Origin of the sequence: Streptomyces sp. NPDC057950, from assembly GCF_042887295.1 — a bacterium.
Classification (GTDB): Bacteria; Actinomycetota; Actinomycetes; order Streptomycetales; family Streptomycetaceae; genus Streptomyces; species Streptomyces kaempferi.
Genome location: NZ_JBHVPP010000004.1, coordinates 137689 through 161661, shown reverse-complemented (window position 1 = coordinate 161661; position 23973 = coordinate 137689). Strand labels below are relative to the sequence as shown.

Here is a 23973-nt window from a genome sequence, read left to right as displayed (position 1 = left end):
GGAAGCCAAGGGGCTCATGACAGCTCGTGGGACCTGAAGGGAGCGCATGTGAGACAGCACAGAACGCCCCGCCTTCTCGGTACGCTGCTGCTCGTGGCGGCCGCAAGCATCTCCGTCGTCGGCGCGACAGCCTCCGCGTCCGGCCGAACAGCCGTGCCGCTGGGCCGGGTTGTCCCGGCACCCGCCTCGGTCGTCGCGGGCGGGTCACCGTACGGCATCACCCGGGACACCAGCATCCGGGTCGACGACTCGCGCGAGGTCCGCCGGGTCGGCGCCTACCTGGCCGGCGTCCTGCGGCCCTCCACCGGCTACCGGCTGCCGGTCACCGACCGGGGCTCCGGCGGTATCCGGCTGCGGCTCGGCGACCGGACCCTGGGCAACGAGGGGTACCGGCTGGACAGCGGCCGAAGCGGCGTCACCATCACCGCGGGCAAACCGGCCGGCCTCTTCCACGGGGTGCAGACCCTGCGCCAGCTCCTCCGGCCGCCGTCGAGAGCGACTCCGTGCAGCCTGGCCCCTGGCTGGTCGCGGGCGGCACCATCGAGGACACCCCGCGCTACGGCTACCGCGGCGCGATGCTGGACGTCTCCCGGCACTTCTTCACCGTCGCCCAGGTCGAGCGGTACATCGACGAGCTGGCCCTGTACAAGATCAACAAGCTGCATCTGCACCTGAGCGACGACCAGGGCTGGCGCATCGCCGTCGACTCCTGGCCGCGCCTCGCCGCGTACGGAGGCTCCACCCAGGTCGGCGGCGGACCCGCGGGCTTCTACACCAAGGCCCAGTATCGGGAGATCGTGCGGTACGCCGCCGAGCGATATCTGGACGTCGTCCCGGAGATCGACATGCCGGGGCACACCAACGCCGCGCTCGCCTCGTACGCCCGGCTGAACTGCGACGGGACCGCGCCGCCGCTCTACACCGGTACCGACGTCGGCTTCAGCTCCCTGTGCGTGGGCGAGCCGGCGACGTACGACTTCGTGGACGACGTGATCCGGGAGCTGGCCGCGCTCACGCCCGGCGCCTACCTCCACATCGGCGGGGACGAGGCCCACTCCACCAGCCATGCCGACTACGTGACCTTCATGAACAAGGTCCAGCCCCTCGTCGCCAAGTACGGCAAGAAGGTGATGGGCTGGCACCAGCTGACCGGGGCGACCCCGGCGAAGGGCGCGCTCGCGCAGTACTGGGGGCTCGACGACACCAGTGCCGCGGAGAAGGAGCAGGTCGCGCAGGCCGCGCGGAACGGGACGGGGCTCGTGCTGTCGCCGGCCGACCGGATCTACCTCGACATGAAGTACACCGAGGACACCCCGCTGGGGCAGGACTGGGCGGGTCTGGTCGAGGTGAGGCGAGCGTACGACTGGGATCCCGGCACCTACCTTCCCGGCGCGCCCGCGTCGGCGATCCGGGGCGTCGAGGCGCCGCTGTGGTCGGAGACCCTCGTCACCGGAGCGGACATCGACTACATGGCCTTCCCGCGGCTGCCCGGAGTGGCCGAACTCGGCTGGTCGCCCGCCTCGACGCACGACTGGGACACCTACAAGGTGCGGCTCGCCGCCCAGGCGCCGCGCTGGGACGCGCTGGGCATCGGTTACTACAAGTCGCCCCAGGTTCCCTGGCCCGGGGTCTGATCCCCGCAGGACGGAGGTGGGGCTCAGGGGGACCGTCCCCTGAGCCCCACCCGGTTCAGCGGCCCGCGATCGGGTTCCTCAGCGTGCCGACCAGTTGCAGCGCTCCGGACGGATCCGTCAGATCCACCATCTGCCGGTTGTCGCGCAACTGGAGCCGGTTGAGGCAGGACAGCGCGAACTCGGGTGCGAACAGGTCGTACCGCGCGAACTTCTCCGCGAGTTCGGGCGTCGCGTCCTGGTACGCGCGCACCGACTCGGCCACCGTCCGCCAGAAGACGTCCTCTTCGAGGATGCCCTCGGCCGCGAGGTTCGCCGCCAGGAAGCGGAAGAAGCAGTCGAAGACGTCCGTGAAGATCGACAGGAGCTTCGTGTCCTCGGGGACCTCGACGCGGATCCGCTCGACCGCGGGCGGCAGCACCGCGTGCGCGTCCATGACGGCTATCTCCTCCGCGATGTCCTTGTAGATCGCGCGCCGCACGGCGCCGTCCTCGAGGACCAGGATGACGTTCTCGCCGTGCGGCATGTAGACGAGGTCGTAGGCGTAGAAGCTGTGCAGCAGCGGGGTGAGGTAGGCCCGCAGATAGCCGCGCAGCCACTCCACCGGCGTCAGCCCCGACCGCTCGATGAGCGCGCCCGCGAACGAGGCGCCCTCGTGGTCGACATGGAGGAGGGAGGCCATCGTCGCGAGGGTCTCGCCCTCCCCGAGCGAGGCCACGGGGCTCTCCCGCCACAGGGCGGCGAGCATCTTGCGATACGGGGAGTGGCGGTCGGTGGCGGCCTCGTACTCCAGGTGGCGGTAGCCGACGGCGGCACGTTCGCGGATGATCGACAGGCCGGTGGACCTGAGCACCGGGTCGTTCTCGACGAGCTGGGCCAGCCAGTCGTTGATCGCCGGCGTCGCCTCCATGTAGGCGGCCGAGAGTCCCCGCATGAAGCCCATGTTGAGGACCGACAGAGCGGTCTTCACATAGTGCTTCCCGGGACTCGACGTGTTGAAGAACGTCCGGATCGACTGCTGGGCCAGGTACTCGTCGTCCCCCTCGCCCAGGCACACCAGGTGACGCCGGGCGACCTCGGCCGCGAACGTCACCGAGAGCTTGTTCCACCACTGCCAGGGGTGCACGGGGATCAGGAGGTAGTCCTCCGGGTCCAGCCCCTGGCCGGTGAGCGTGGCGGTGAACCGTGCCAGCGCGGGCTCGCCGAGTTCGTCGCGTACGAAGGACTCGTACGCGATGCCCACCCCCGCGGTGAACGCGGCCCGGGAGCGGTGCGCGGCCAGCCACACCAGCCGGACCGGGCTCGCGGTCTCCGGCGCGTAGGACAGGTACTCGTGGACACCGAAGCCGAGCCGCCCGTTGTTGGCGACGAAGCAGGGGTGGCCCTCGGTCATGCCCGTCTCGATGGCCTGGAACCCCGCCCCGGCGAGCTCGGCGGAGGTGATCCGCGGCTTGGTGAGCTTGAAGCAGGTGCCCGAGAGAGTGGAGGAGATCTCCTCCAGATAGACCGGCAGGACCTCGTCGCTCAGGCCGAGCGACTTCTTCAGCTCGATGAAGAAGTCCATCGCGGCGAGCGGGAGTTCGCTCTCGTCCCGGTGGCGGGTGACCGACTCGGCGTCGATCTGCCAGTGGTCGAGGGAGCGGACGGTCGCGGTGAACCCGTAGCGGGTCAGGCCGTCGTCGCTGTGGACGACGTAACGGTCGTCCCCGGCTGCCTCCGGCGTGATCAGCCGCTCGTGCGCGAACTCGGCGAGCGCCTTGCGGACGAGGAGGCGGTTGGCGTGTTCCCAGCGTTCGGGGGAGAGGTGGGACACGGCGTCGGACAGGGTCATACGGCTGCTCCTACCGCTGCCTCGAACCGCTCCCGCGTGCAGAAGCTCAGCAGCGCGCGCTTCTCGGGCTTCTGGATCTCCCGCTCGGCCACGAAGCCGACGGCCTCGTTGAGGGCGTGCACGGCCGTGTTGTTCACGTCGGGTTCGACGACGACACGCCGGGTCGCCGGGTCGGCGAACAGGTGCCTCATCACCGTGGTGATCACGGCCCGGGTGAATCCGTGCACGGGCGTGTCGGTCGGCGCGACCAGGAAGTGCATGCCGACGTCGCCGGGCTCGGGCTCGTACAGGCCGACCAGCTCGACATGGCGCGGGTCGTACCTCTCCATCAGGAACGCGGGCTCGCCGTCGCACAGGCCGAGGTACGCGTGATGGTGCTCGGCGGCCGCGACGGCCATGTACTCGCGCTCCACGTCGTGCAGTTTCGCGCCCTGCATCATCCAGAACGCGGACTTGGGGTGCGTCACCCACCCGTGCAGCAACCCGGCGTCCTGGACCGGATCGAGCGGGCGGACGGTCAGGACACCTATGCCGGTGCGGCTCATACGGAGAACTCCTGGAACGCGATCGACTTCTCGACCGGGTAGTACTCGGTGCCGAGCAGCTCACGGATGATGGACGCGTTGCGGTAGGCGCCCATGCCGAGGTCGGGGCTGGTGATGCTGTGCGTGTGCACGCCGGCGTTCTGCAGGAAGACGCCGCGCCCGGTGGTGTCGACGGCGTAGTTGCGGGCCACGTCGAAGTTGCCGCGGCTGTCGTAGCGCAGCCGGTCGCGGACCGGTGCCAGGAACGCGGGCTCGGCGTACTTGTAGCCGGTGGCCAGGATCAGGCCCTGCGAACGCAGTTCGTAGTCCTTGCCCTGCTCCTCCTGGCGCAGGCCGAGGGTGTAGCCGCCGTCCTCGTGACGCACGCTGTTCAGGGCCGAGTTGGTGAGCAGCCGGGTGGGGACGGGCCCGCCGAGGTTCTTCTGGTAGAGCAGGTCGAAGATGGCGTCGATCAGCTCGCCGTCGATGCCCTTGAACAGGCCCTTCTGCTCCGTCTGGAGGCGGTAGCGGGTCTGCTCGGGCAGCGCGTGGAAGTAGTCGATGTACTCCGGGGAGGTCATCTCCAGCGTGAGCTTGGTGTATTCGAGCGGGAAGAAACGCGGAGAGCGGGTGACCCAGTTCAGCCGGTAGCCGTGGACGTCGATCTCGCTGAGCAGGTCGTAGTAGATCTCGGCGGCGGACTGCCCGCTGCCGACCAGCGTGATCGATTCCTTCGCCTGCAGCTCCTTCTTGTGGCGCAGGTAGCGGGAGTTGTGGATGAAGTCGCCGCCGAGGTCCGCGCACGCCTCGGGGAGGTACGGCGGGGTGCCCGTGCCGAGGACCAGGTGCCGGGCGCGGTAGGTGTCACCGGCCTCGGTCCGTACGGCGTAGACCCCGGCCGCGTCCTCGTACGTCACCTCGGCGACCGTGGTGGAGAAGCGCACGCCGGAGAGTTTCGACGCGGCCCAGCGGCAGTAGTCGTCGTACTCGACCCGCAGCGGGTAGAAGTTCTCGCGGATGTAGAACGCGTACAGACGGCCGGACTCCTTCAGGTAGTTGAGGAAGGAGTACGGGGAGGTCGGGTCGGCGAGGGTCACCAGGTCCGACATGAACGGGGTCTGCAGGTGCGCGCCCTCCAGGAACATCCCGGAGTGCCACTCGAAGTCCGGCTTGGACTCGAGGAAGACGCCGTCCAGTTCGGCGATCGGCTCGGTCAGACAGGCGAGCCCGAGGTTGAAGGGGCCGAGACCGATCCCTACGAAGTCGTATGTCTTTCCGGTGCCTTCGGCGGATTCAGGAAGCGCGGTCAAGGGACTCTCCCAGGTACTGCTCGGCGTGGCCGGCGATCAGATCGAGGACGGCGGCGATGTCGTCGGCCGTCGTCTCGGGGTTGAGCAGGGTGAACTTCAGGTAGTGGCGTCCGCCGACCTTGGTGCCCGCCACGACGGCGTCACCGGAGGCGAACAGAGCCTTGCGGGCGTAGAGGTTGGCGCGGTCGATCTCGGCCGGGTCGGTGACGGCGGCCGGGATGAACCGGAAGACCAGGGTGGACAGCGAGGGTTCGACCACCACGTCGTAGCGCGGGTCGGCGGCCAGCAGCCGCCAGCCCTCCTGTGCCAGGTCGCAGACCTCGTCGAAGAGTTCGCCGATGCCGTCGGCGCCCATCACGCGCAGCGTCATCCACAGCTTGAGCGCGTCGAAGCGGCGAGTGGTCTGCAGGGACTTGTCGACCTGGTTGGGGATGCGCTCCTCGACCATGCGGCGCGGGTTCAGATATTCCGCGTGGTAGGTGGCGTGGCGCAGGGTGGCGGCGTCGCGCACCAGCACGGCGGACGAACTCACCGGCTGGAAGAAGGACTTGTGGTAGTCGACGGTGACGGAGTCGGCGCGCTCGATGCCGTCGATGCGGTCCCGGTTCTTCAGCGAGGTGAGCAGGCCGCAGCCGTAGGCGGCGTCGACGTGCATCCAGGCCCCGTTGCGGGCGCACAGCTCGCCGATCTCGGGCAGCGGGTCGATCGAACCGAAGTCGGTGGTGCCCGCGGTCGCGACGACCGCCATCGGGACCAGGCCCTCGTTCTTGCAGCGCTCCAGTTCGCGGGCGAGCGCGAGTGTCTGCATGCGCTTGTCGTGGTCGACGGGGATCGGCACGACGGCGTCGGCGCTCAGGCCGAGGAGTTTCGCCGACTTCTTGACGCTGAAGTGGCTGACCTCGGAGGCGAAGACGCGCAGCCGGCCGAGGTCGTCGGTCTTGGCCTCCTCGCGGGCCAGCAGCAGCGCCTGCAGGTTGGACTGGCTGCCGCCGCTGGTGAACACGCCGTCGGAGGCGGGTCCGAAGCCGATGCGCTCGTTGGTCCAGTCGATGAGTCTGCGCTCGATGAGGGTGCCGCCGGCCGACTGGTCCCAGGTGTCCAGGGAGGAGTTGACGGCGGACAGCACGGCCTCGCCGAGCACGGCCGGTATGACGACGGGGCAGTTGAGGTGCGCGAGGTAACGGGGGTGGTGGAAGTAGATGGCGTCCCGGAGGTAGACCTCCTCCAGTTCGTCGAGGACCGCGCTGGTGTCGTGCAGCGGACGGTCCAGGTCGATCCGTTCGATGCGGGGCGCGAGGGCGTCGACCGAGACGCCCGTGAACGGACGGTCGGTGGTGGCGAGTTTGGCCGCCACCCGCTCTATTCCTTCGGTCACGGAGCGGCGATACCGCTCCGCGGTCGTGTCATTGAGCAGGTGCGAGCGCATGTGGGGGTCCTCCGTGCGGGGAAGAGGGAGCGTCCGGGCGGGGTGGCGGAGCGGGACGGCTCGGGTGAGAGGGCGAGGGCGAGGGCGGAGACGAGAAGCCGAGAAGCCGGGGAGACGGAAGGGACGAGGCCGCGTCGTTCAACTAAGGTTAGCCTAACCTAAGTTTGTTACGCGACCCCGTCCCTCGGGTTCCGGCAGTGACGTACGCCTCTGTTTGAGGGGCCCTCACCGGTGCGCGCCGCTACTCCTCCTCGCGCAGCTGCTCCTCCGTCAGCCCGCGTCGCCAGTAGCCCACGAACGTGACGCGCCTGCGGTCGATCCCGCGCTCGCGCACGAGGTGACGGCGCATCTCCTTCACGCACCCGGACTCGCCCGCGATCCAGGCGTACGGCCGCTCGGCGGACGGCAGCCGGGAGGCCCGTACGGCGTCGGCGGCCATGGGGGAGCCGCTGTCGCGCACGAGCCAGGTGATCTCCGCGTCGGCCGCCACGGACAGGTCCTGGACGTCCTCGCGGTGCTGGACCTCCAGCCAGGCCCGTACCCGGGTGCCCGCCGGGAGCGACTCCAGGATGGCGGAGGCGGCCGGCAGGGCGGTCTCGTCCGCCCACAGCACGGTCAGGTCGGTGTCGGCGGGCGGCCGGAAGCGGATCGCCCGGTTGTCCTCGACCGCCGGGCCGAGCAGGACGACGCGGTCACCCGCCGCCGCGCGCGAGGCCCACCGGGACGCCGGACCCGCGGGGACTCCGGCGTCCGGCTCCACTCCGTGCAGCACGAAGTCGATGTCGATGCCGGTGGTGCGGCCCCGGGCGTCGCGGCGCAGCGCCCGCAGGGTGTACGAGCGCATCACCGCCCGTACGTCCTCGGGGAGTTCGCGCCAGCCCCGCCACCAGTGGTCGCCCAGTTCGAAGGGGACGGCGGGCTCGGTCTGGCCGGGGTGCGGCAGGAACAGCGAGAGGCTCTGGTCCCGGCCGTCGGAGGCGAAGGCGTCCAGGTCGGAGCCCGCGAAGGAGACCCGGACCAGCGACGGGCCGAGCCGCCTCGTCCGTACGACCTGGAGGGAGAAGAAACGGAACGGGGTGGCAACGGCCGTCGGCATCAGTGCTCCTGAGTGGTGGTCAGGGTGTCGCGGCGGGGTGTCAGGCGACCTTCTTGGCCTTCTCGATGGCCTCGGCGAGGCCGTCGAGCAGCGGGGTGCACTTGTCGTACGAGATGATCGGCTCGGGGGAGCGGGCGATGACCTGGCCGGCCTTGACGGCGGGCAGCTTCTTCCAGGTGGCCTCGGTGATGTCGGCCGGCTGGATGGTCGAGCTGCGGTCGTCCATGATGATGATGTCCGCCGGGTACTTGTCGACGTTCTCCCAGCTCAGGTTCTCGAACCAGCCGCCACTGGCCTTCAGGGCCTTGGCGGAGGGCTCGACGATGTTCACGCCGAGCGCCTTGAAGTACTCCAGGTCGATGGAGAGGTTCGAGCCGGAGACGTAGAAGATGTCCTGGCTCGCGGAGCCGGCCAGGACCTTGATCTCCGGGCGGGCCTTGGCGGCCTTGCGCAGGCGCTCGGCGGCCGTCTCGAACTTCTTCTTCGCCTCGACGATCCTCGCGGACTTCACGTCGGCGCCGAGCGACTCGGCCAGCGCGTACATGCGCTCCAGGGACTGCGGCATCTGACGGTCGTAGACGGAGACGCCGACGCTCGGCGCGAGCTTGAGGATCTTGTCCTTGGACTCCTCGGGGACGTACCAGAGGGTGCCCGCGGCGTCGAACATCGTCGAGATCAGCACGTCGGGCGCGAGAGTCGCGTACTTCTCGATGTTGAACTGGCCCCACTCGTTGCCGAGCACGGTCAGCTTGGTGACGTCCATGTCCCCGGCCTGGACATCGGCCTTGCCGTCCTTGGTCGTGGTCGGGCCGAAGACGCCCTTGACCTCGATGCCGTAGTCGTGGAGCGCGGCGGCGACACCGGTGAAGGCCACGATGTTCGCCGGTATCCTGTCGAGCTTCACGGTGGTGCCGCGGTCGTCCTTGAACGTCCAGGGGCCGGACTTGGACTTGGCGTCGGCGGCCTTCGTCGAGTCCGAGCCACCGCTTTTCGCGTCGTCGTCGCCGCAGGCGGCGAGGACGGCACCGAGGCCGAGGGCGCCGCCGGCGGCGAGGATGCCGCGGCGGGAGAGGTGGGTGGCACGGGCGTTGGACATGAGAGTGGCTGCTTTCGGCACGGGGCGGAGCGCCCGCCGGACAAGTTCGAAGGTAGGTTAGCCTAACCTCAGTTCTTGTTCCAGGGTGGGGTGCCGGCCACTCGCCGGTGCCGCCCGTCAGGTCCGTACGGCGGCCCGGGAGGCACGCGCGTCGGGTAGGGGCGTGAGGACGGCTTCCGGTGGCGCCGGACAGCCCCCCGACCGGCGCTTGCGCGTCCTGGTCGGGGGGCTGTCCACGGGGCCTCGGTGCGGGTGGACGCTCAGCCCGTGAGCCCCAACTCCCTCGCGATCAGCATCCGCTGCACCTCGCTCGTGCCCTCGCCGATCTCCAGGATCTTGGAGTCGCGCCACATGCGGGCCACCGGATACTCGTTCATGAAGCCGTAGCCGCCGTGGATCTGGGTGGCGTCGCGGGCGTTGTCCACGGCGATCGTGGAGGAGTAGAGCTTGGCGATCGCCGCCTCCTTCTTGAAGGGCTCGCCGGCGACCAGCCGGGAGGCGGCGTCGCGCCAGCCGACGCGGGCCATGTGGGCCTTGGTCTCCATGTCCGCGATCTTGAACTGGATGGCCTGGTACGCGCCGATGTTCCGGCCGAACGCGTGCCGCTCCTTGGCGTACTTCACGGACTCGTCCACGCAGCCCTGGGCCAGTCCCGTCGCCAGGGCCGAGATGGCGACGCGGCCCTCGTCCAGGATGCGCAGGAACTGCGCGTACCCGCGGCCCTCCTCGCCCAGCAGGTTCGCGGCCGGGACGCGGACGTCGGCGAAGGACAGCTCACGGGTGTCCGAGGCGTTCCAGCCGACCTTCGAGTAGGGCGCGGCGACCGTGAAGCCGGGGGTGCCGGAGGGGACGATGATCGAGGAGATCAGCGGCTTGCCGTCGGGCTTGCGGCCGGTGACCGCGGTGACCGTCACCAGGCCCGTGATGTCCGTGCCCGAGTTGGTGATGAAGCACTTGCTGCCGTTGATCACCCACTCGTCCGTGTCCGGGTCGAGCCGGGCCGTCGTCCTCGTCGCGCCCGCGTCCGAGCCGCCGTCCGGCTCGGTCAGGCCGAAGGCGCCCAGGATCTCTCCGGAGCACAGACGGGGGAGCCATTCGGCCTTCTGCGCGTCGGTGCCGAAGAGGTGGATGGGCATCGCGCCGAGCGAGACGCCGGCCTCCAGGGTGATGGCCACCGAGGAGTCCACGCGCGCGAGTTCCTCCAGGGCGATGCCCAGGGCGAGGTAGTCGCCGCCCATGCCGCCGTACTCCTCGGGGAAGGGCAGGCCGAACAGGCCCATGCGGCCCATCTCCCGCACGATCTCGTACGGGAACTCGTGGCGCTCGTAGAAGTCGCCGATCTTCGGAGCCACGACGTCGTGCGCGAACTCCTCGACCGTACGGCGCAGTTCCTCGAGTTCGGGGGAGAGGCGGTGGTCCAGGGACATGGGGTTCACTCCTGGTGGGAGAGGGCTTTGACGGTGCGGGACGGGCTGGGTCGGCCCAGTTGTCCGGCCATCCACACGCTGGTGGCGGTCAGGCGGCCGAGGTCGACCCCGGTGTCGACACCGAGGCCCTGGAGCATCCATACGAGGTCTTCGGTGGCGAGGTTGCCCGTCGCGGACTTCGCGTAGGGACAGCCGCCCAGGCCGCCCGCGGACGCGTCGACGGTCGTCACCCCGTGCTGCAAACTCGCCAGGGTGTTGGCGAGCGCCTGGCCGTACGTGTCGTGGAAGTGCACACCGAGCGCGCTGGTCGGCACACCCTCCTCGTTGAGCTCGGCCAGCAGGTTCTGGACGTGGCCCGGCGTCGCCACGCCGATCGTGTCGCCCAGGCTCAGCTCGTCGCAGCCCATGTCCAGCAGGGCCCTGCACACACGCACGACCTGGTGGATGGGGACGGCGCCCTCCCAGGGGTCGCCGAAGCACATCGAGACATAGCCGCGGACGTGCGCCCTCTCCGCCCTGGCCCGGGACACCACCGGCTCGAACATGGCCAGCGACTCGTCCACGGTCCGGTTGAGGTTGGCCTTCGCGAAGGACTCCGTCGCACTGGCGAAGACGGCGACATGGCGGGCGCCGAGGGCCAGGGCCCGGTCCAGGCCGCGTTCGTTCGGTACGAGGACCGGGAGGCGGACCCCGGGCACGCCGCCCGTTCCGCCGAGGTCGCTCACCAGCGGGAACAGCTGCTCCGAGTCCGCCAGTTGGGGCACCCACTTGGGGTGGACGAAGCTGGTGGCCTCGATGGTGGTCAGGCCCGCGTCGGCGAGGCGCCGGATGAACTCGGCCTTGACCTCGGTCGGTACGGTCGCCTTCTCGTTCTGCAGTCCGTCGCGCGCGCCGACCTCGTGGATCCGCACCCGCGCGGGCAGGTCCTGGGCCGGTACGACCATCGGGAGGCCGAGTTCCGGGGTGCTCATGTCGTCTCCTCGTACGGGGTGATCACGGCCAGGATCTGGTCCATGGCGACCGTGGTGCCCGGGGTGACGTCCAGTTCGCTGACGGTCCCCGCGTGCGGGGTGGAGATGACGTGCTCCATCTTCATCGCCTCGACCACCAGCAGACTCTGTCCCGCGGTCACCTCGTCCCCGACCGCGACCTTGACGACGGTCACCGTGCCGGGCATGGGCGCGGTCAGCGAGTCGGCGCCGGCGTGCGCCGCGCCGGTGAGGGAGGCGGCCACCGGGTCGTGATTGCGCACGTGCCAGGCGTCGCCGTCGCGGCCGAGCCAGTCGCCGGCGCGGTGGAAGGTGTGGCGTACGCCGTCGAGGGTCACGCAGACCTGGTCGGCGGTGACCGTGTGGGCGCCGCGCGGGACGTGGACCACGGGGTCGTGCACCCGCAGGTCGAAGCCCACGGGGGCGGGCGTGCCGCCCAGCCGCCAGCCGCTCGGCACCGAGAAGGGATCGCTCCAGCCCTCGCCCCGGGGCTCCAGCGCGTCGAGGCGAACGGCCGCGGCCGCCTCGTACACCTCCTCCGGTACGTCACCGGAGACCAGTCCGTCGGCCTCCCGTTCCACCAGGCCGGTGTCCAGCTCGCCCGCGACGACCGCCGGATGGGCCAGCAGCCGGCGCAGGAACCCCGCGTTGGTCTGGACCCCGAGCGTGACCGTCTCCGCGAGGGCCGCGCGCAGCTTGCGCAGCGCGGTCGCGCGGTCCGGGCCGTACGCGATGACCTTGGACAGCATCGGGTCGTACAGGCTGCCGACCTCCGTGCCCTCGCTCAGCCCCGAGTCGGTGCGCACCCCGTCGCCCTGCGGCTCGCGCAGGGAGAGCACCGTGCCGCCGGACGGGAGGAAGCCGCGGGAGGGGTCCTCCGCGCAGACGCGCGCCTCGACGGCGTGTCCGGTGAGCGTGATGTCCTTCTGCTCGTAGGGCAGCCGCTCGCCCGCGGCCACCCGGAGCTGCCACTCCACCAGGTCGAGTCCCGTGACCAGTTCGGTGACCGGGTGTTCCACCTGGAGGCGGGTGTTCATCTCCATGAAGTAGTACGAGGACGGGTCGGAGCCGGGGACGATGAACTCCACGGTGCCCGCGCCCTCGTACCCGCAGGAGCGGGCCGCCTGGACCGCCGCCTCGCCCATGGAGGCCCGGGTCGCGGCGTCCAGGAACACGCTGGGCGCCTCCTCGATGATCTTCTGGTGGCGGCGTTGCAGGGAGCACTCGCGCTCGCCCAGGTGCACGACGTTGCCGTGCCCGTCCGCCAGGACCTGGATCTCGATGTGGCGGGGGCGGTCGACCCAGCGCTCGACGAGAAGGGTGTCGTCGCCGAAGGAGGCGCGGGCCTCGCGCCGGGCGGCGGCGATCTCGTCGGCCAGGTCCGCGGCGTCCCGGACCAGCCGCATGCCCTTGCCGCCGCCGCCCGCGCTCGGCTTCAGGAGGACCGGCATGCCGATCTCCCGCGCCGCCTCGGCCAGCAGGGCGTCGGTGAGACCGCTGCCGGACGAGCCAGGGACGACGGGGACTCCCGCCGCCCGGACCGTCTCCTTGGCGCGGATCTTGTCGCCCATGAGCGCGATCGCGTCGGCGGGCGGACCGATGAAGACGAGGCCGGCCTCGGCGCAGGCGCGCGCGAACGAGGCGTTCTCCGCGAGGAAGCCGTACCCCGGGTGAACGGCTCGGGCCCCGGTCCGCGCCGCCGCCTCCAGCAGGGCGGGCACCGACAGATAGCTCTCGGCGGCCGGAGCCGGACCGATCCGTACCGCCGTGTCCGCCTCGCGCACGTGCCGGGCGTCGGCGTCCGCGTCGGAGAAGACGGCGACCGAGCGCACGCCCAGGGACCGCAGGGTGCGGATGACCCGGACGGCGATCTCGCCGCGGTTGGCCACAAGAACGGTGTCGAACATGGTCAGAGGTCCCTCACATCCGGAAGACGCCGAACTGGGGGTCTCCCAGGGGCGCGTTGGCGCACGCGGTCAGGGCGAGACCCAGCACCTGCCGGGTCTCCAGCGGGTCGATCACACCGTCGTCCCAGAGGCGGGCCGTCGCGTAGTAGGCACTGCCCTGCTGCTCGTACTGGGCGCGGATCGGGGCCTTGAAGGCGTCCTCGTCCTCGGCGGGCCAGGACTCCCCGCGCGCCTCCAGCTGGTCGCGCTTGACGGTCGCGAGGACGGACGCGGCCTGCTCCCCGCCCATCACGGAGATCTTCGCGCCGGGCCACATCCACAGGAAGCGCGGCGAGTACGCCCGGCCGCACATCGAGTAGTTGCCCGCGCCGTACGATCCGCCGATCACCACGGTCAGCTTCGGGACGCGGGTGCAGGCCACCGCCGTGACCATCTTGGCGCCGTGCTTGGCGATGCCCCCCGCCTCGTACTGGCGGCCGACCATGAAGCCCGAGATGTTCTGCAGGAACACCAGTGGGATGCCGCGCTGGTCGCACAGCTCGATGAAGTGGGCGCCCTTCTGGGCGGACTCCGAGAACAGGATGCCGTTGTTGGCGACGATGCCGACCGGGTGCCCGTGGATCCGGGCGAAACCGGTGACCAGGGTCTGCCCGAACTCGGCCTTGAACTCGGCGAACCGCGAACCGTCGACCACGCGCGCGATGACCTCGCGCACGTCGTACGGGGTGCGCGAGTCGACCGGCACGGCGCCGTAGATGCCGAACGGGTCGACCTTGGGCTCGGTGGACGGCGCGACCTCCCAGGGCAGCGCCCCGCGCGCGGGGAGGGTGGCCGCGATGTTCCGGACGATCCGCAGTGCGTGCGCGTCGTCCTCCGCGAGGTGGTCCGTGACGCCCGACACGCGTGCGTGGACCTCGCCGCCGCCCAGCTCCTCGGCCGTGACCACCTCGCCGGTGGCGGCCTTCACCAGGGGCGGGCCGCCCAGGAAGATCGTGCCCTGATTGCGCACGATCACGGCCTCGTCGCTCATCGCCGGTACGTAGGCGCCGCCGGCCGTGCACGATCCGAGGACGGCGGCGATCTGCGGGATTCCCGCTCCCGACATCCGTGCCTGGTTGTAGAAGATCCGCCCGAAGTGCTCGCGGTCGGGGAACACCTCGTCCTGCATGGGCAGGAAGGCTCCGCCGGAGTCGACGAGGTAGACGCAGGGGAGGCGGTTCTCCAGCGCCACCTCCTGGGCCCGCAGGTGCTTCTTCACGGTCATCGGGTAGTACGTGCCGCCCTTGACCGTGGCGTCGTTGGCGACGATCACGCATTCGCGGCCGCTGACCCGGCCGATTCCGGCGATCACGCCGGCCGCGGGTGCCTGCCCCTCGTACATCCCGTGCGCCGCCAGGGGGGCCAGCTCGAGGAACGGTGATCCCCGGTCCAGCAGCTGGTCCACCCGTTCGCGCGGCAGCAGTTTGCCGCGCGCGGTGTGGCGCTGCCGGGCCCGCTCGCCGCCGCCGAGCTGCGCCTCGGCGAGCTTGGCGCGCAGCTCCTCGCCGAGGGCCTGATGAGCCGCCTCGTTGGCCCGCCAGGCCTCCGACGCGGGATCGGCCGCGCTCGTCAGCTCCGGTGCTTCGTGCATGTCCTGCGGTCCCCTCGCCCAGTGGTCGACCAGTTAATGAGCGTTAACGCATGTCGTCCAGGTTAACGACCGCTAACCTCCCTGTCTAGAATTGTTTTCATGGCCACGAGAACCGACGCCCCCACCCGACGCGAGCAGATCCTCAAGGAGGCCGCCCGGCTCTTCGCCGAGCGCGGTTTCCACGGGGTCGGCGTGGACGAGATAGGGGCGGCCGTCGGCATCAGCGGCCCCGGTCTGTACCGGCATTTCCCGGGCAAGGACGCGATGCTCGCCGAGCTGCTGGTCGGCATCAGCGGACAGCTGCTCACGGGCGGCAAGCGGCGGGTGGCGGAGGCAGGCGGCGGTCCGGAGGCGCTCCTCGACTCGCTCATCGAGGGGCACATCGACTTCGCGCTGGACGACCGTCCGCTGATCACCCTGCACGACCGCGAACTGGACCGCCTGCGGGACAGCGACCGCAAGCTCGTGCGGCAGCTCCAGCGGCAGTACGTCGAACTGTGGGTGGAGGTCGTGCGGGAGGTGTATCCGGCCCTCACCGAACCCACCACCCGCTCGGCGGTGCACTCGGTGTTCGGGCTGCTGAACTCGACGCCCCACCTGGGACGGCCGGGCGCGCTGCCGGGGCGCGGGGTGACGGCGGCCCTGCTGCACCGGATGGCGCGGGGCGCCTTCGCGGCGGCCGGGGACGCCGTTCTCTGACGCGGATCAATTGCGAGCGGCGACTCTGCCCCCCGCGTCATGATGGCGGCCATGAACGGACACACGGCCATGGACGGCCCCGCTTCCGACTGGGTGACCCTCTCCTGCTTCGAGAACGTCCCCGGCCGCCCGCGGCCGGGGCGGCTGGTGGCGGATTGACTGCGTGACCGGGGCATCGACTGGGACCCCTTCGCCGCGCGCGACGTCCGGATCGACCTCATGTGCGGGGTCCGGTCGGACGGACACTGGCACGGCACCGTCGTCGTGTGCGTGCGCGCCGACGCCCTGCGCCGACTCGGCCTCCATCCCGATCAGCCGACTTCGGCACCGGCCGACCCGTTGCCGCCCAAGTGGTGGGGCCCATGGGCGCGTTGATCCCCGATGGGTGATCCGCGCCCAGCGATCCGTTTTCCGCGACCAGTGATCCGCGCCCAGTGATCGGTGATCCGCGACCCGTGCTCGGATCTTCCGGCCGCGGGCCGGCCCGGGCGGGCGCCCCGCGGCGCGTTCCCGCCCGCCGGGCCGGGCGGGAGCGGGCGTGACGAGCGTCATGGGGGAGGGCGGCCGACGGCTCTGGACGGTCGTCGTGACCGACGGGTAACCTGAGTGCTGAGCAAGCGCTTAGCCAAGGGTCGCGGCCATCCGATGAGCAACCCCGAAGGCGAGCAGCCACATCCGCGAGAGCGGCGCCGGTTCAGGCGCAGAGAGGGGCCGACGGTGCGCCGTACGGTGTTCAACGAGGACCACGAGGCGTTCCGGGAGACCCTGCGGGCCTTCATCGAGGCCGAGGTCGTTCCCGTCTACGACGAGTGGTTCGCCGCGGGCCAGGCGCCGCGCGACTTCTACCACAAGCTCGCCGACCTCGGCGTCTTCGGCATCCGTGTCGACGAGGAGTTCGGCGGCGCCGGCATCGACTCGTACAAGTTCGAGGCCGTGATGTACGAGGAGACGGCCCGCGCGGGCGTCCAGTTCGGCGGCTCCGGCGTGCACGTGCTGCTGGGCCTGCCCTACATCAAGATGCTCGCCACCGACGAGCAGAAGAAGCGGTTCCTGCCGAAGTTCGTCACCGGCGAGGAGATGTGGGCCCTCGCGATGACCGAGCCGGGCACCGGCTCCGACCTCGCGGGCATGAAGACCACGGCCAAGCTCTCCGAGGACGGCACGCACTACGTCCTCAACGGCTCCAAGACCTTCATCACCGGCGGTGTCCACGCCGACCGCGTGATCGTCTGCGCCCGGACCTCCGCGCCCACCGCCGAGGACCGCCGCTTCGGCATCTCCCTCTTCGCCGTCGACACCAAGTCCGAGGGCTACTCCATCGGGCGCAAGCTCGACAAGCTCGGCCTGAAGACCTCCGACACCGCCGAGCTCGCGTTCGTCGACGTCAAGGTGCCCGTCGAGGACCTCCTCGGCGAGGAGAACAAGGGCTTCTACTACCTCGGCCACAACCTCGCCTCCGAGCGCTGGGGCATCGCGTTCGGTGCGTACGCCCAGGCCAAGGCGGCCGTCCGGTTCGCCAAGGAGTACGTCCAGGAGCGCACCGTCTTCGGCAAGCCCGTCGCGTCCTTCCAGAACACCAAGTTCGAGCTGGCCGCCTGCCAGGCCGAGGTGGACGCGGCCGAGGCCGTCGCCGACCGCGCCCTGGAGGCCCTCGACAAGGGCGAGCTGACGCCGGCAGAGGCCGCCAGCGCCAAGCTGTTCTGCACCGAGGTCGCGCACCGCGTCATCGACCGCTGCCTCCAGCTGCACGGCGGCTACGGCTTCATGAACGAGTACCCGATAGCCCGCCTGTACGCGGACAACCGCGTCAACCGCATCTACGGCGGCACCAGCGAGATCATGAAGTCGATCATCGCCAAGGACATGGGCCTGTAGGCGCGCGAAGGAACACCGGAAACAACTGCGCGGTACAACTGACACCATGAGTCAGGCACTGCAGTCGCTGCTCGATCTGCTCGATCTGGAGCGGATCGAGCAGGACATCTTCCGCGGCCAGTCCCGCTCCGCCGTCGTCCCCCGGGTCTTCGGCGGGCAGGTCGCCGCGCAGGCGCTGGTCGCCGCGGGGCGCACGGTCCCGGAGGACCGGTTCGCCCACTCCCTGCACGCCTATTTCCTGCGTGCGGGGGACCCGGGCGCGCCCATCGTGTACTCGGTGGACCGCATCCGCGACGGCCGCTCCTTCACCACCCGGCGGGTGGTCGCCGTCCAGCACGGGCAGCCGATCTTCCACCTCTCCGCGTCCTTCCAGGCGCACGAGGAGGGCATGGAGCACCAGGCCGCGATGCCGCCCGCGCCCGACCCCGAGACGCTGCCCACGGCCGCCGAGCTGCTGCCGCGGTACGCCGACGTCCTGGGGGACCCCGTCGTCGTGGAGCGCCTCCTGGAGGCGCGCGAGTCCGTCGACCTGCGCTATGTCGACCCGCCGCCCTACGGCACCGTGGGCGAGACCCGTGAACCGCACTCCCAGGTGTGGTTCCGCACCAACGGCAAACTCGACGGCGCCGTCGACGAACCGCTGCTGCACGTCGTCCTCGCCACGTACGTCTCCGACATGACGCTCCTCGACTCCATCCTGCTCGCGCACGGGCGCGGCGGGTGGGTGACCGGTGACGTCGTCGGGGCCTCGCTGGACCACGCGATGTGGTTCCACCGGCCCTTCCGCGCCGACGAATGGCTGCTGTACGACCAGGAGTCCCCCTCGGCGTCCGGGGGCCGCGGGCTCGGCCAGGCCCGGATCTACACCCAGGACGGCCGGCTGGCCATCTCGGTGATCCAGGAGGGCGTGGTCCGGATCCCCCGCGAGCTGTCCTGATCCCCGGGTAGGACTGGGGCATGACTGAAGCTGCGCAGGACGACGGCGGCGCGGGCGAGAGCACGGTCACGGTGATCGTCGCCGCCCTCGCCAATCTGGGGATCGCGGTGGCCAAGGCGGTCGCGGGCGTCATCAGCGGATCGAGCGCGATGCTGTCCGAGGCCGCACACTCGGTGGCCGACACGGTCACCGAGGTGCTGCTGCTCACCGCGCTCAAGCGCAGCGAGAAACCGGCCGACGAGGAACACCCCCTCGGATACGGGCCCGAACGCTACATCTGGGCGATGCTCGCGGCGGTCGCGACGTTCGTCGGCGGCGCGGTGTTCTCGATCTACGACGGGGTGCACACCCTCGTCGCGGGCGAGGAACTGGGCAGCCCTGTCGTCTCCTACGTGGTGCTCGCGGTCGCCTTCCTGCTGGAGGGCTACTCCCTGCGCACCGGCGTGCGCCAGGCACGCGGTGAGGCGGCGCGGATCGGGGCGCCCTTCAAGCGCTACCTCCGCCACACCCCGGACACCGCGGTGAAGGCCGTGGTCCTGGAGGACTCGGCCGCGCTGATCGGCCTCGTCCTCGCCGCGGGCGGTCTGCTCGGCGGGCAGCTCACCGGCTCCGGCGTCTGGGACGCCGTCGCGTCCCTCTGCATCGGCCTCCTGCTCCTGTACGTCGCCTGGGTCCTCGGCCGCTCCAACGCGGAGCTGCTCATCGGACGTCCGCTGCCGAAGGCCGTCCGGGAGGGTATCCGGGCCGAACTGCTCGCGGTGGAGCACGTGGAGGCCGTGCTGGAGCTGACGACCCTGGTCCAGGGACCGCGCGAGGCGCTCGTCGCGGCCAAGGTCGACTTCCGCGACGCGTCGACCGCCGCCCAGATCGAGTGGGCCTGCGAACAGGCCGAACAGCGACTGCGGGAGGCGTTCCCGACGGTGAGCCGGGTGTACCTGGACCCGACCCCGGGCCACGCCCGACGCCGGGCCGAGGGGCTGAACCCCTGGCCCTGAGGGCCGTGCCCCGATCCCCCGTGGACCGGCGCGCGGCGCCGGACGCGGTGCGTCCGGCTCGGCGGGGTGGTGTCAGGCGAGTCCCGCCGCGTTGAGCAGGTACGCCGTCATCGGGTCGTAGTGCCGGGGACTCGTCACGTGGTCGTCGAGCGGGACGGTCACCTGGACGGTGCCCTCGGACTCGGCGAGGAAGAGGGCCGGGTCGTTGCTGTCGGCGTAGCCCATGGAGTCGATGCCGAGCCGGCCCGCGCAGCCGGCCCAGCCGTGGTCGGCGACGACCAGACCGGGCAGCGGGCGGCCCTCGCGCTCCAGCCCGGTGAGGATCGCCCGCATCGGCTCGCCCGAGTGGGTGTGCCAGAGCGTCGCACCGTGTTCGAGCACCGCGACGTCCGCGAACTGGAAGACGTACCCCTCGTCGGTCTGCAGCCCGTCGGGAATGACGACGATCTCGCAGCCCGCCGCGCGCAGTGCGGCGGCGGTCGCGCGGTGGACGTCGAGGAGCCCGCCCGGGTGCCCGGTCGCGAACAGCACACGCTCCTTCGCTGCCGCCGACTTGCGCAGCCGCGCCGCCATCCGGTCCAGGGCGTCGACCGTCAGCTCCGGGTCGATGGTGTCCTGCCCGTACCGGTACTCCGGGTCGTCGTTCACGCCGCACCGCTCCGCCATCACCGCGAGGACGTCCTGCTCGTCGGTCCAGCGGTCACCGAGCTCCAGGCCGAGCCAGAAGTTGCGGTCGCCGTTCGCGAGCTTGCGGTAGTGGGAGAGGTTGTTCTCGCGGGGCGTGGCGACATCGCCCGCGATACGCGTCCGTACGAGGTGGTCGACGAGCTCGCTGCGGTTGGGGGTCCCGGATATTGGCATGCCCCCATTGTGCCGGGGCGTCCCGCCCGGGGAACGGCTGTCCCGCGCCCTGGGACGCGCGTCACTCGGGACGGGGGAGCGCGGGCGCGCAAGGGCCGCGCCGGCCGGTCACCGCGTCACACCGTCCTCGCTCACCGCGCCACAGCGTCCTCGGTCACCGAGCCACACCGCCCCCGTTCACCGCTCCCGCAGCGCGAACCACAACTCCATGCGCACATCGGCGTCGTCGAGATCGGCCCCCAGCAACGCCGCGCAGCGCGCCACACGCTGGCGCACGGTGTTGCGGTGGACGGCGAGGGCCACCGCGGTGCGGTCCCAACTGCCGTGCAGGGAGAGCCAGGTGCGCAGGGTCTCGATGAGGGCCGGGGTCGCGGCGATGGGTGCGAGCAGGGCGCGGGCATGGGCCTGCGCGTCGGCCGCGGCAACGAGGTCGGCGAGCGCGGGCCGCTCCGCGTGGCGTACCAGCGCCGTACGGGTCGCCCGCGCGCGGGCCAGTGCCCGCGCGGCCTGGGTGTCGGCGAGCGCCCACTCGTGCGGGGCGACGGGCGCGCTGACCCCGCACGTCCAGCCCCGCTGGGCGGTCGGCGCGCCGTCACCGGACACGAGGACGCGTACCACGTCACCGCCCGCGTCGATGAGCGCGGAGCCGAGCGCCGTCCCCAGCGCGGAGGCGGCGACGGCGTCCGGAGCGGGACCGTCCGCCGTGGGCCGCGCGTGCACGACGATCCACCGTTCCCCGCCCAGCAGGGGTGCGACCGTTTCCGGCGCGGCCCCGAGCAGCAGCCGGACGAGCGCCGCCGACCGTGCCGCGCCGCTCCCGCTCTGCTGTTCCCCGGTGAGCAGGGAGAGCAGCACGGCCGCGACGGAGGCGATGGTGTGGTCCCCGGGATCGCGGCGCGGCGCCGCCACGCCGAGGACGAAGCCCTGCCCGCCGCCGAGGGCGTAGGCGGCGAGATGGGTGCCCTGGACGGTGTCGCTGGCGGAGGAGGGGGCCGGACCCTGGGTCTCCCCGGGGCGCACCACCGCCGCCAGCCCGGCGAGGGCCCGCGCGACGGGTGCCTCCTGGGTCCTTCCGGCACCGGCCAGCTCCGCCCCCTCCGGCCCGTACAGCACCGCCCGGCCGGACACCCGCTGGGCCAGCTGGCGCAGCACCGCGGGCACCGGGTCGGGGCGGGCGGCCGCCGCGGCCAGACTCTGCTGGCCCTCGGTGACGCGGCGCAGCTCCGCCAGGCGGGCCTGGGCCATCAGCTGCCAGACCGCGCGGGCCACCCCCGAGAAGGTCGTCCGGGGCGGGACCTCGATCAGCGGGAGGCCCTGGGCGTCGCAGGCCTCGACCAGCGCGCGCGGAACCGTGTCGTGCACGGGCGCCAAGCCGAAGCCCAGCGCCGCGCCGCCCGCCGCGACGATGCGGGAGACATAGCCGTCGAAGTACTCCCTGAGCCGCGACCGCTCCCGGCCGGGGGTGTCCCCGGCCGGGAGCGCCGCCTCCGGGACGTGCACGCCCGCGGTCAGCAGCAGCTCGCCGCCCAGCAGATAGGGGTACGGGTCCGCCATCTCCGAGGTGTGCGCCCAGTGGATCACCGTGTCAGGGTCGGCGGGGCCCGCGATACGGCGCAGGGCCAGGTCCTCCCGGGCCAGCAGCGCGCTCAGCGGCACCGGCGGAGTGGGTGGGACCGGCGGAGCCGGGGGGACCGGCGGAGCCGATGGGGCGGACGAGACCAGTGGGCCTGGCGAAGCGGAAGGTTCCGGCATGACGTCCCGCTCGGCGTCCCGCTCGGCGTCCCGCTCGGCGTCCCGCTCGGCGTCCCGCTCGGCGTCCCGCTCGGCGTCCCGCTCGGCGTCCGCCATGGTGGTCATTTCCTCCATCTGGTTCAGCGACAGTGGATGAAAAGTACACTTCAGAGTCGCCTTCCGGCCACCTAGGGTCGTGCCGTCGGCAGCCGCGGGTACGGGCGTATGTCCCCGCGATCCGCTGCCGCACCGACCGGGCGGTGACCGCTCGCGGATCCGCCGCCGGTCCTCCCGGCCGGACCGCGCTCGTCCCGGCCGCGTCCCCATCCGTATCTGCACGACACGCCACCGAGAGTGAGCGAAGGAGGGCCCCGCATGGCCGTCGACTACACAGTGATCGTCGTCTATCTGGCCGGCATGCTGGCCATGGGCTGGTGGGGCATGCGCCGCGCCAAGTCCAAGAGCGACTTCCTCGTCGCGGGACGCAGGCTCGGGCCCGCGATGTACTCCGGGACCATGGCCGCGATCGTGCTGGGAGGTGCCTCCACCATCGGCGGCGTCGGGCTCGGATACCAGTACGGGCTCTCCGGGGCCTGGATGGTGTTCACCATCGGGCTCGGCCTGCTCGCCCTCTCCGTCTTCTTCTCCGCCCGCATCGCCCGGCTGAAGGTCTACACGGTCTCCGAGATGCTCGACCTGCGCTACGGCGGCCGGGCCGGTGTCATCTCCGGCGTCGTCATGTGGGCGTACACCCTGATGCTCGCGGTGACCTCGACCATCGCGTACGCCACGATCTTCGACGTCCTCTTCGACATGAACCGGACGCTCGCGATCGTCATCGGCGGCTCGATCGTCGTCGCGTACTCGACGCTCGGCGGCATGTGGTCGATCACCCTCACCGACATGGTGCAGTTCGTGGTCAAGACCATCGGTGTGCTGCTCCTGCTCCTGCCCATCGCGGTCGTCAAGGCCGGCGGGTTCAGCGAGATGAAGGCCAAGCTGCCCACCGAGTACTTCGATCCGCTGGGCATCGGCGGCGAGACGATCTTCACCTACGTGCTCATCTACACGTTCGGCATGCTCATCGGCCAGGACATCTGGCAGCGGGTGTTCACCGCCCGCAGTGACACCACGGCGCGGTGGGGCGGCACGGTCGCCGGTACCTACTGTCTGGTGTACGCCGTCGCGGGCGCCGTCATCGGCACGGCGGCCAAGGTCCTCTACCCGACGCTGCCCAGCGCCGACGCCGCCTTCGCGACCATCGTCAAGGACGAACTCCCGGTCGGCGTGCGCGGGCTGGTGCTGGCCGCGGCACTCGCGGCCGTCATGTCGACGTCCTCCGGCGCGCTGATCGCCTGCGCCACCGTCGCCAACAACGACATCTGGTCCCGGCTACGGGGAGCCGTACGGCCCGCGGGCGAGGAGCACGGCGGCGACCACGACGAGGTCAGGGGCAACCGGGTCTTCATCCTCGTCATGGGGGTCGCGGTGATCTGCACGGCCATCGCCCTCAACAACGTCGTCGAGGCGCTGACCGTCGCGTACAACCTGCTCGTCGGCGGGTTGCTCGTGCCGATCCTCGGAGGACTGCTGTGGAAGCGCGGGACCGCGCAGGGCGCGCTCGCCTCCGTCGTGGTCGGCGGCCTCGCGGTCGTCGGGCTGATGGCGGTGTACGGCATCCTCGCCAACGAACCGGTCTACTACGGACTGCTGTCCTCGCTGGTCGTGTACGTGATCGTGTCCCTGGCCACACCCGCGACCGATCCGGCGGTGCTGGTCGCTTGGCGTGAACGGCTGGCCGGGCGGGGAGTGCCTTCGGCGGAGGGGGCGAAGGTGTCGGCGTGAGCGGGGTTCGCCCCCCGGGTTCCCGGGGGGCGAGGCCCGTGTGTGGCCGCGGGCCGTCCGTGGCTGGTCACGCGGTTCCCCGCGCCCCTGCCGGGGCGCCGCGCCCCCGGCGGGACCGTGACGGAGCCCCGGTGGGGCTCAGGGGCGTGAAGAGTTTCGGGCC

The 23973-nt window shown here is 71.2% G+C and carries 17 protein-coding genes and 1 pseudogene; 6 read left to right on the top strand and 12 right to left on the bottom strand.

Annotated elements, in window-relative coordinates; translation table 11 throughout:
- Positions 1-48 precede the first annotated feature (48 nt).
- A pseudogene (locus ACFVTC_RS09610) lies at positions 49-1634 on the top strand (beta-N-acetylhexosaminidase).
- A 55-nt stretch (positions 1635-1689) separates the two neighbouring features.
- On the opposite strand, the gene ACFVTC_RS09605 reads toward ACFVTC_RS09610, so the two are convergent.
- From ACFVTC_RS09605 to ACFVTC_RS09560, 10 genes are all read right to left on the bottom strand, one after another.
- On the bottom strand, positions 1690-3462 hold the full coding sequence (locus ACFVTC_RS09605; protein WP_390125802.1) for an IucA/IucC family protein: 1773 nt from the start codon (positions 3460-3462) through the stop codon (positions 1690-1692).
- Entirely contained in the window at positions 3459-4007 is a 549-nt protein-coding gene (locus ACFVTC_RS09600; RefSeq protein WP_390125799.1) for a GNAT family N-acetyltransferase, read from the bottom strand. The genes ACFVTC_RS09605 and ACFVTC_RS09600 overlap by 4 nt, the downstream gene beginning before the upstream one ends.
- A complete protein-coding gene (locus tag ACFVTC_RS09595; RefSeq protein WP_390125796.1) occupies positions 4004-5296 on the bottom strand; it encodes a lysine N(6)-hydroxylase/L-ornithine N(5)-oxygenase family protein in 1293 nt (430 codons plus the stop codon). Before ACFVTC_RS09595 ends, ACFVTC_RS09600 begins: the two co-directional genes overlap by 4 nt.
- On the bottom strand, positions 5280-6722 hold the full coding sequence (desA, locus tag ACFVTC_RS09590) for a lysine decarboxylase DesA (RefSeq protein WP_390125794.1): 1443 nt from the start codon (positions 6720-6722) through the stop codon (positions 5280-5282). The genes ACFVTC_RS09595 and desA overlap by 17 nt, the downstream gene beginning before the upstream one ends.
- A gap of 241 nt (positions 6723-6963) precedes the next feature.
- Positions 6964-7818, bottom strand: coding sequence for a siderophore-interacting protein (locus ACFVTC_RS09585; protein WP_390125791.1), 855 nt, complete (start codon positions 7816-7818; stop codon positions 6964-6966).
- A gap of 40 nt (positions 7819-7858) precedes the next feature.
- A complete protein-coding gene (locus ACFVTC_RS09580) occupies positions 7859-8914 on the bottom strand; it encodes an ABC transporter substrate-binding protein (RefSeq protein WP_390125788.1) in 1056 nt (351 codons plus the stop codon).
- 260 nt (positions 8915-9174) lie between these two features.
- The gene (locus tag ACFVTC_RS09575) at positions 9175-10335 is read right to left on the bottom strand and encodes an acyl-CoA dehydrogenase family protein (RefSeq protein ID WP_390126203.1); all 1161 of its coding nucleotides are present in this window, start codon (positions 10333-10335) and stop codon (positions 9175-9177) included.
- Between the two features lie 11 nt (positions 10336-10346).
- Positions 10347-11312: a hydroxymethylglutaryl-CoA lyase gene (locus tag ACFVTC_RS09570; protein ID WP_390125786.1), complete on the bottom strand. Its 966-nt coding sequence runs from the start codon at positions 11310-11312 to the stop codon at positions 10347-10349.
- Positions 11309-13237, bottom strand: a complete 1929-nt coding sequence (locus ACFVTC_RS09565) for an acetyl-CoA carboxylase biotin carboxylase subunit (RefSeq protein ID WP_390125783.1) — start codon at positions 13235-13237, stop codon at positions 11309-11311. The genes ACFVTC_RS09570 and ACFVTC_RS09565 overlap by 4 nt, the downstream gene beginning before the upstream one ends.
- Before the next feature lie 13 nt (positions 13238-13250).
- On the bottom strand, positions 13251-14867 hold the full coding sequence (locus ACFVTC_RS09560; RefSeq protein ID WP_390125780.1) for a carboxyl transferase domain-containing protein: 1617 nt from the start codon (positions 14865-14867) through the stop codon (positions 13251-13253).
- Positions 14868-14966: 99 nt separating this feature from the next.
- Here ACFVTC_RS09560 and ACFVTC_RS09555 point away from each other — a divergent pair, with 99 nt between their 5' ends.
- From ACFVTC_RS09555 to ACFVTC_RS09540, 4 genes are all read left to right on the top strand, one after another.
- Positions 14967-15566 (top strand): TetR/AcrR family transcriptional regulator, encoded by a 600-nt coding sequence (locus ACFVTC_RS09555; protein ID WP_168528247.1) that lies wholly within the window; start codon positions 14967-14969, stop codon positions 15564-15566.
- A 717-nt stretch (positions 15567-16283) separates the two neighbouring features.
- Positions 16284-17441, top strand: a complete 1158-nt coding sequence (locus ACFVTC_RS09550) for an acyl-CoA dehydrogenase family protein (protein WP_390125777.1) — start codon at positions 16284-16286, stop codon at positions 17439-17441.
- Between the two features lie 46 nt (positions 17442-17487).
- Positions 17488-18378, top strand: a complete 891-nt coding sequence (gene tesB / locus ACFVTC_RS09545; protein ID WP_390125774.1) for an acyl-CoA thioesterase II — start codon at positions 17488-17490, stop codon at positions 18376-18378.
- A gap of 20 nt (positions 18379-18398) precedes the next feature.
- Positions 18399-19373: a cation diffusion facilitator family transporter gene (locus tag ACFVTC_RS09540; protein ID WP_390125772.1), complete on the top strand. Its 975-nt coding sequence runs from the start codon at positions 18399-18401 to the stop codon at positions 19371-19373.
- Positions 19374-19445: 72 nt separating this feature from the next.
- Here ACFVTC_RS09540 and ACFVTC_RS09535 read toward each other — a convergent pair whose 3' ends face one another.
- Both ACFVTC_RS09535 and ACFVTC_RS09530 read right to left on the bottom strand, forming a co-directional pair.
- Positions 19446-20234, bottom strand: coding sequence for a phosphatase (locus tag ACFVTC_RS09535; RefSeq protein WP_390125770.1), 789 nt, complete (start codon positions 20232-20234; stop codon positions 19446-19448).
- 177 nt (positions 20235-20411) lie between these two features.
- Positions 20412-22091 carry a helix-turn-helix domain-containing protein gene (locus tag ACFVTC_RS09530; protein WP_390125768.1) on the bottom strand — a complete coding sequence of 560 codons (1680 nt, stop codon included), beginning with the start codon at positions 22089-22091 and terminating at the stop codon, positions 20412-20414.
- Between the two features lie 249 nt (positions 22092-22340).
- On the opposite strand from ACFVTC_RS09530, the gene ACFVTC_RS09525 reads away from it, so the two are divergent.
- Positions 22341-23810: a sodium:solute symporter gene (locus ACFVTC_RS09525; RefSeq protein WP_390125766.1), complete on the top strand. Its 1470-nt coding sequence runs from the start codon at positions 22341-22343 to the stop codon at positions 23808-23810.
- Positions 23811-23973: the final 163 nt, after the last annotated feature.

Bases quoted from the DNA above. Each gene is read 5' to 3' on its own strand.
- ACFVTC_RS09605 (WP_390125802.1), bottom strand. From the start codon at position 3,462: ATGACCCTGTCCGACGCCGTGTCCCACCTCTCCCCCGAACGCTGGGAA.
- ACFVTC_RS09600 (WP_390125799.1), bottom strand. From the start codon at position 4,007: ATGAGCCGCACCGGCATAGGTGTCCTGACCGTCCGCCCGCTCGATCCG.
- desA (WP_390125794.1), bottom strand. From the start codon at position 6,722: ATGCGCTCGCACCTGCTCAATGACACGACCGCGGAGCGGTATCGCCGC.
- ACFVTC_RS09585 (WP_390125791.1), bottom strand. From the start codon at position 7,818: ATGCCGACGGCCGTTGCCACCCCGTTCCGTTTCTTCTCCCTCCAGGTC.
- ACFVTC_RS09580 (WP_390125788.1), bottom strand. From the start codon at position 8,914: ATGTCCAACGCCCGTGCCACCCACCTCTCCCGCCGCGGCATCCTCGCC.
- ACFVTC_RS09570 (WP_390125786.1), bottom strand. From the start codon at position 11,312: ATGAGCACCCCGGAACTCGGCCTCCCGATGGTCGTACCGGCCCAGGAC.
- ACFVTC_RS09565 (WP_390125783.1), bottom strand. From the start codon at position 13,237: ATGTTCGACACCGTTCTTGTGGCCAACCGCGGCGAGATCGCCGTCCGG.
- ACFVTC_RS09560 (WP_390125780.1), bottom strand. From the start codon at position 14,867: ATGCACGAAGCACCGGAGCTGACGAGCGCGGCCGATCCCGCGTCGGAG.
- ACFVTC_RS09555 (WP_168528247.1), top strand. From the start codon at position 14,967: ATGGCCACGAGAACCGACGCCCCCACCCGACGCGAGCAGATCCTCAAG.
- tesB (WP_390125774.1), top strand. From the start codon at position 17,488: ATGAGTCAGGCACTGCAGTCGCTGCTCGATCTGCTCGATCTGGAGCGG.
- ACFVTC_RS09540 (WP_390125772.1), top strand. From the start codon at position 18,399: ATGACTGAAGCTGCGCAGGACGACGGCGGCGCGGGCGAGAGCACGGTC.
- ACFVTC_RS09535 (WP_390125770.1), bottom strand. From the start codon at position 20,234: ATGCCAATATCCGGGACCCCCAACCGCAGCGAGCTCGTCGACCACCTC.
- ACFVTC_RS09530 (WP_390125768.1), bottom strand. From the start codon at position 22,091: ATGACCACCATGGCGGACGCCGAGCGGGACGCCGAGCGGGACGCCGAG.
- ACFVTC_RS09525 (WP_390125766.1), top strand. From the start codon at position 22,341: ATGGCCGTCGACTACACAGTGATCGTCGTCTATCTGGCCGGCATGCTG.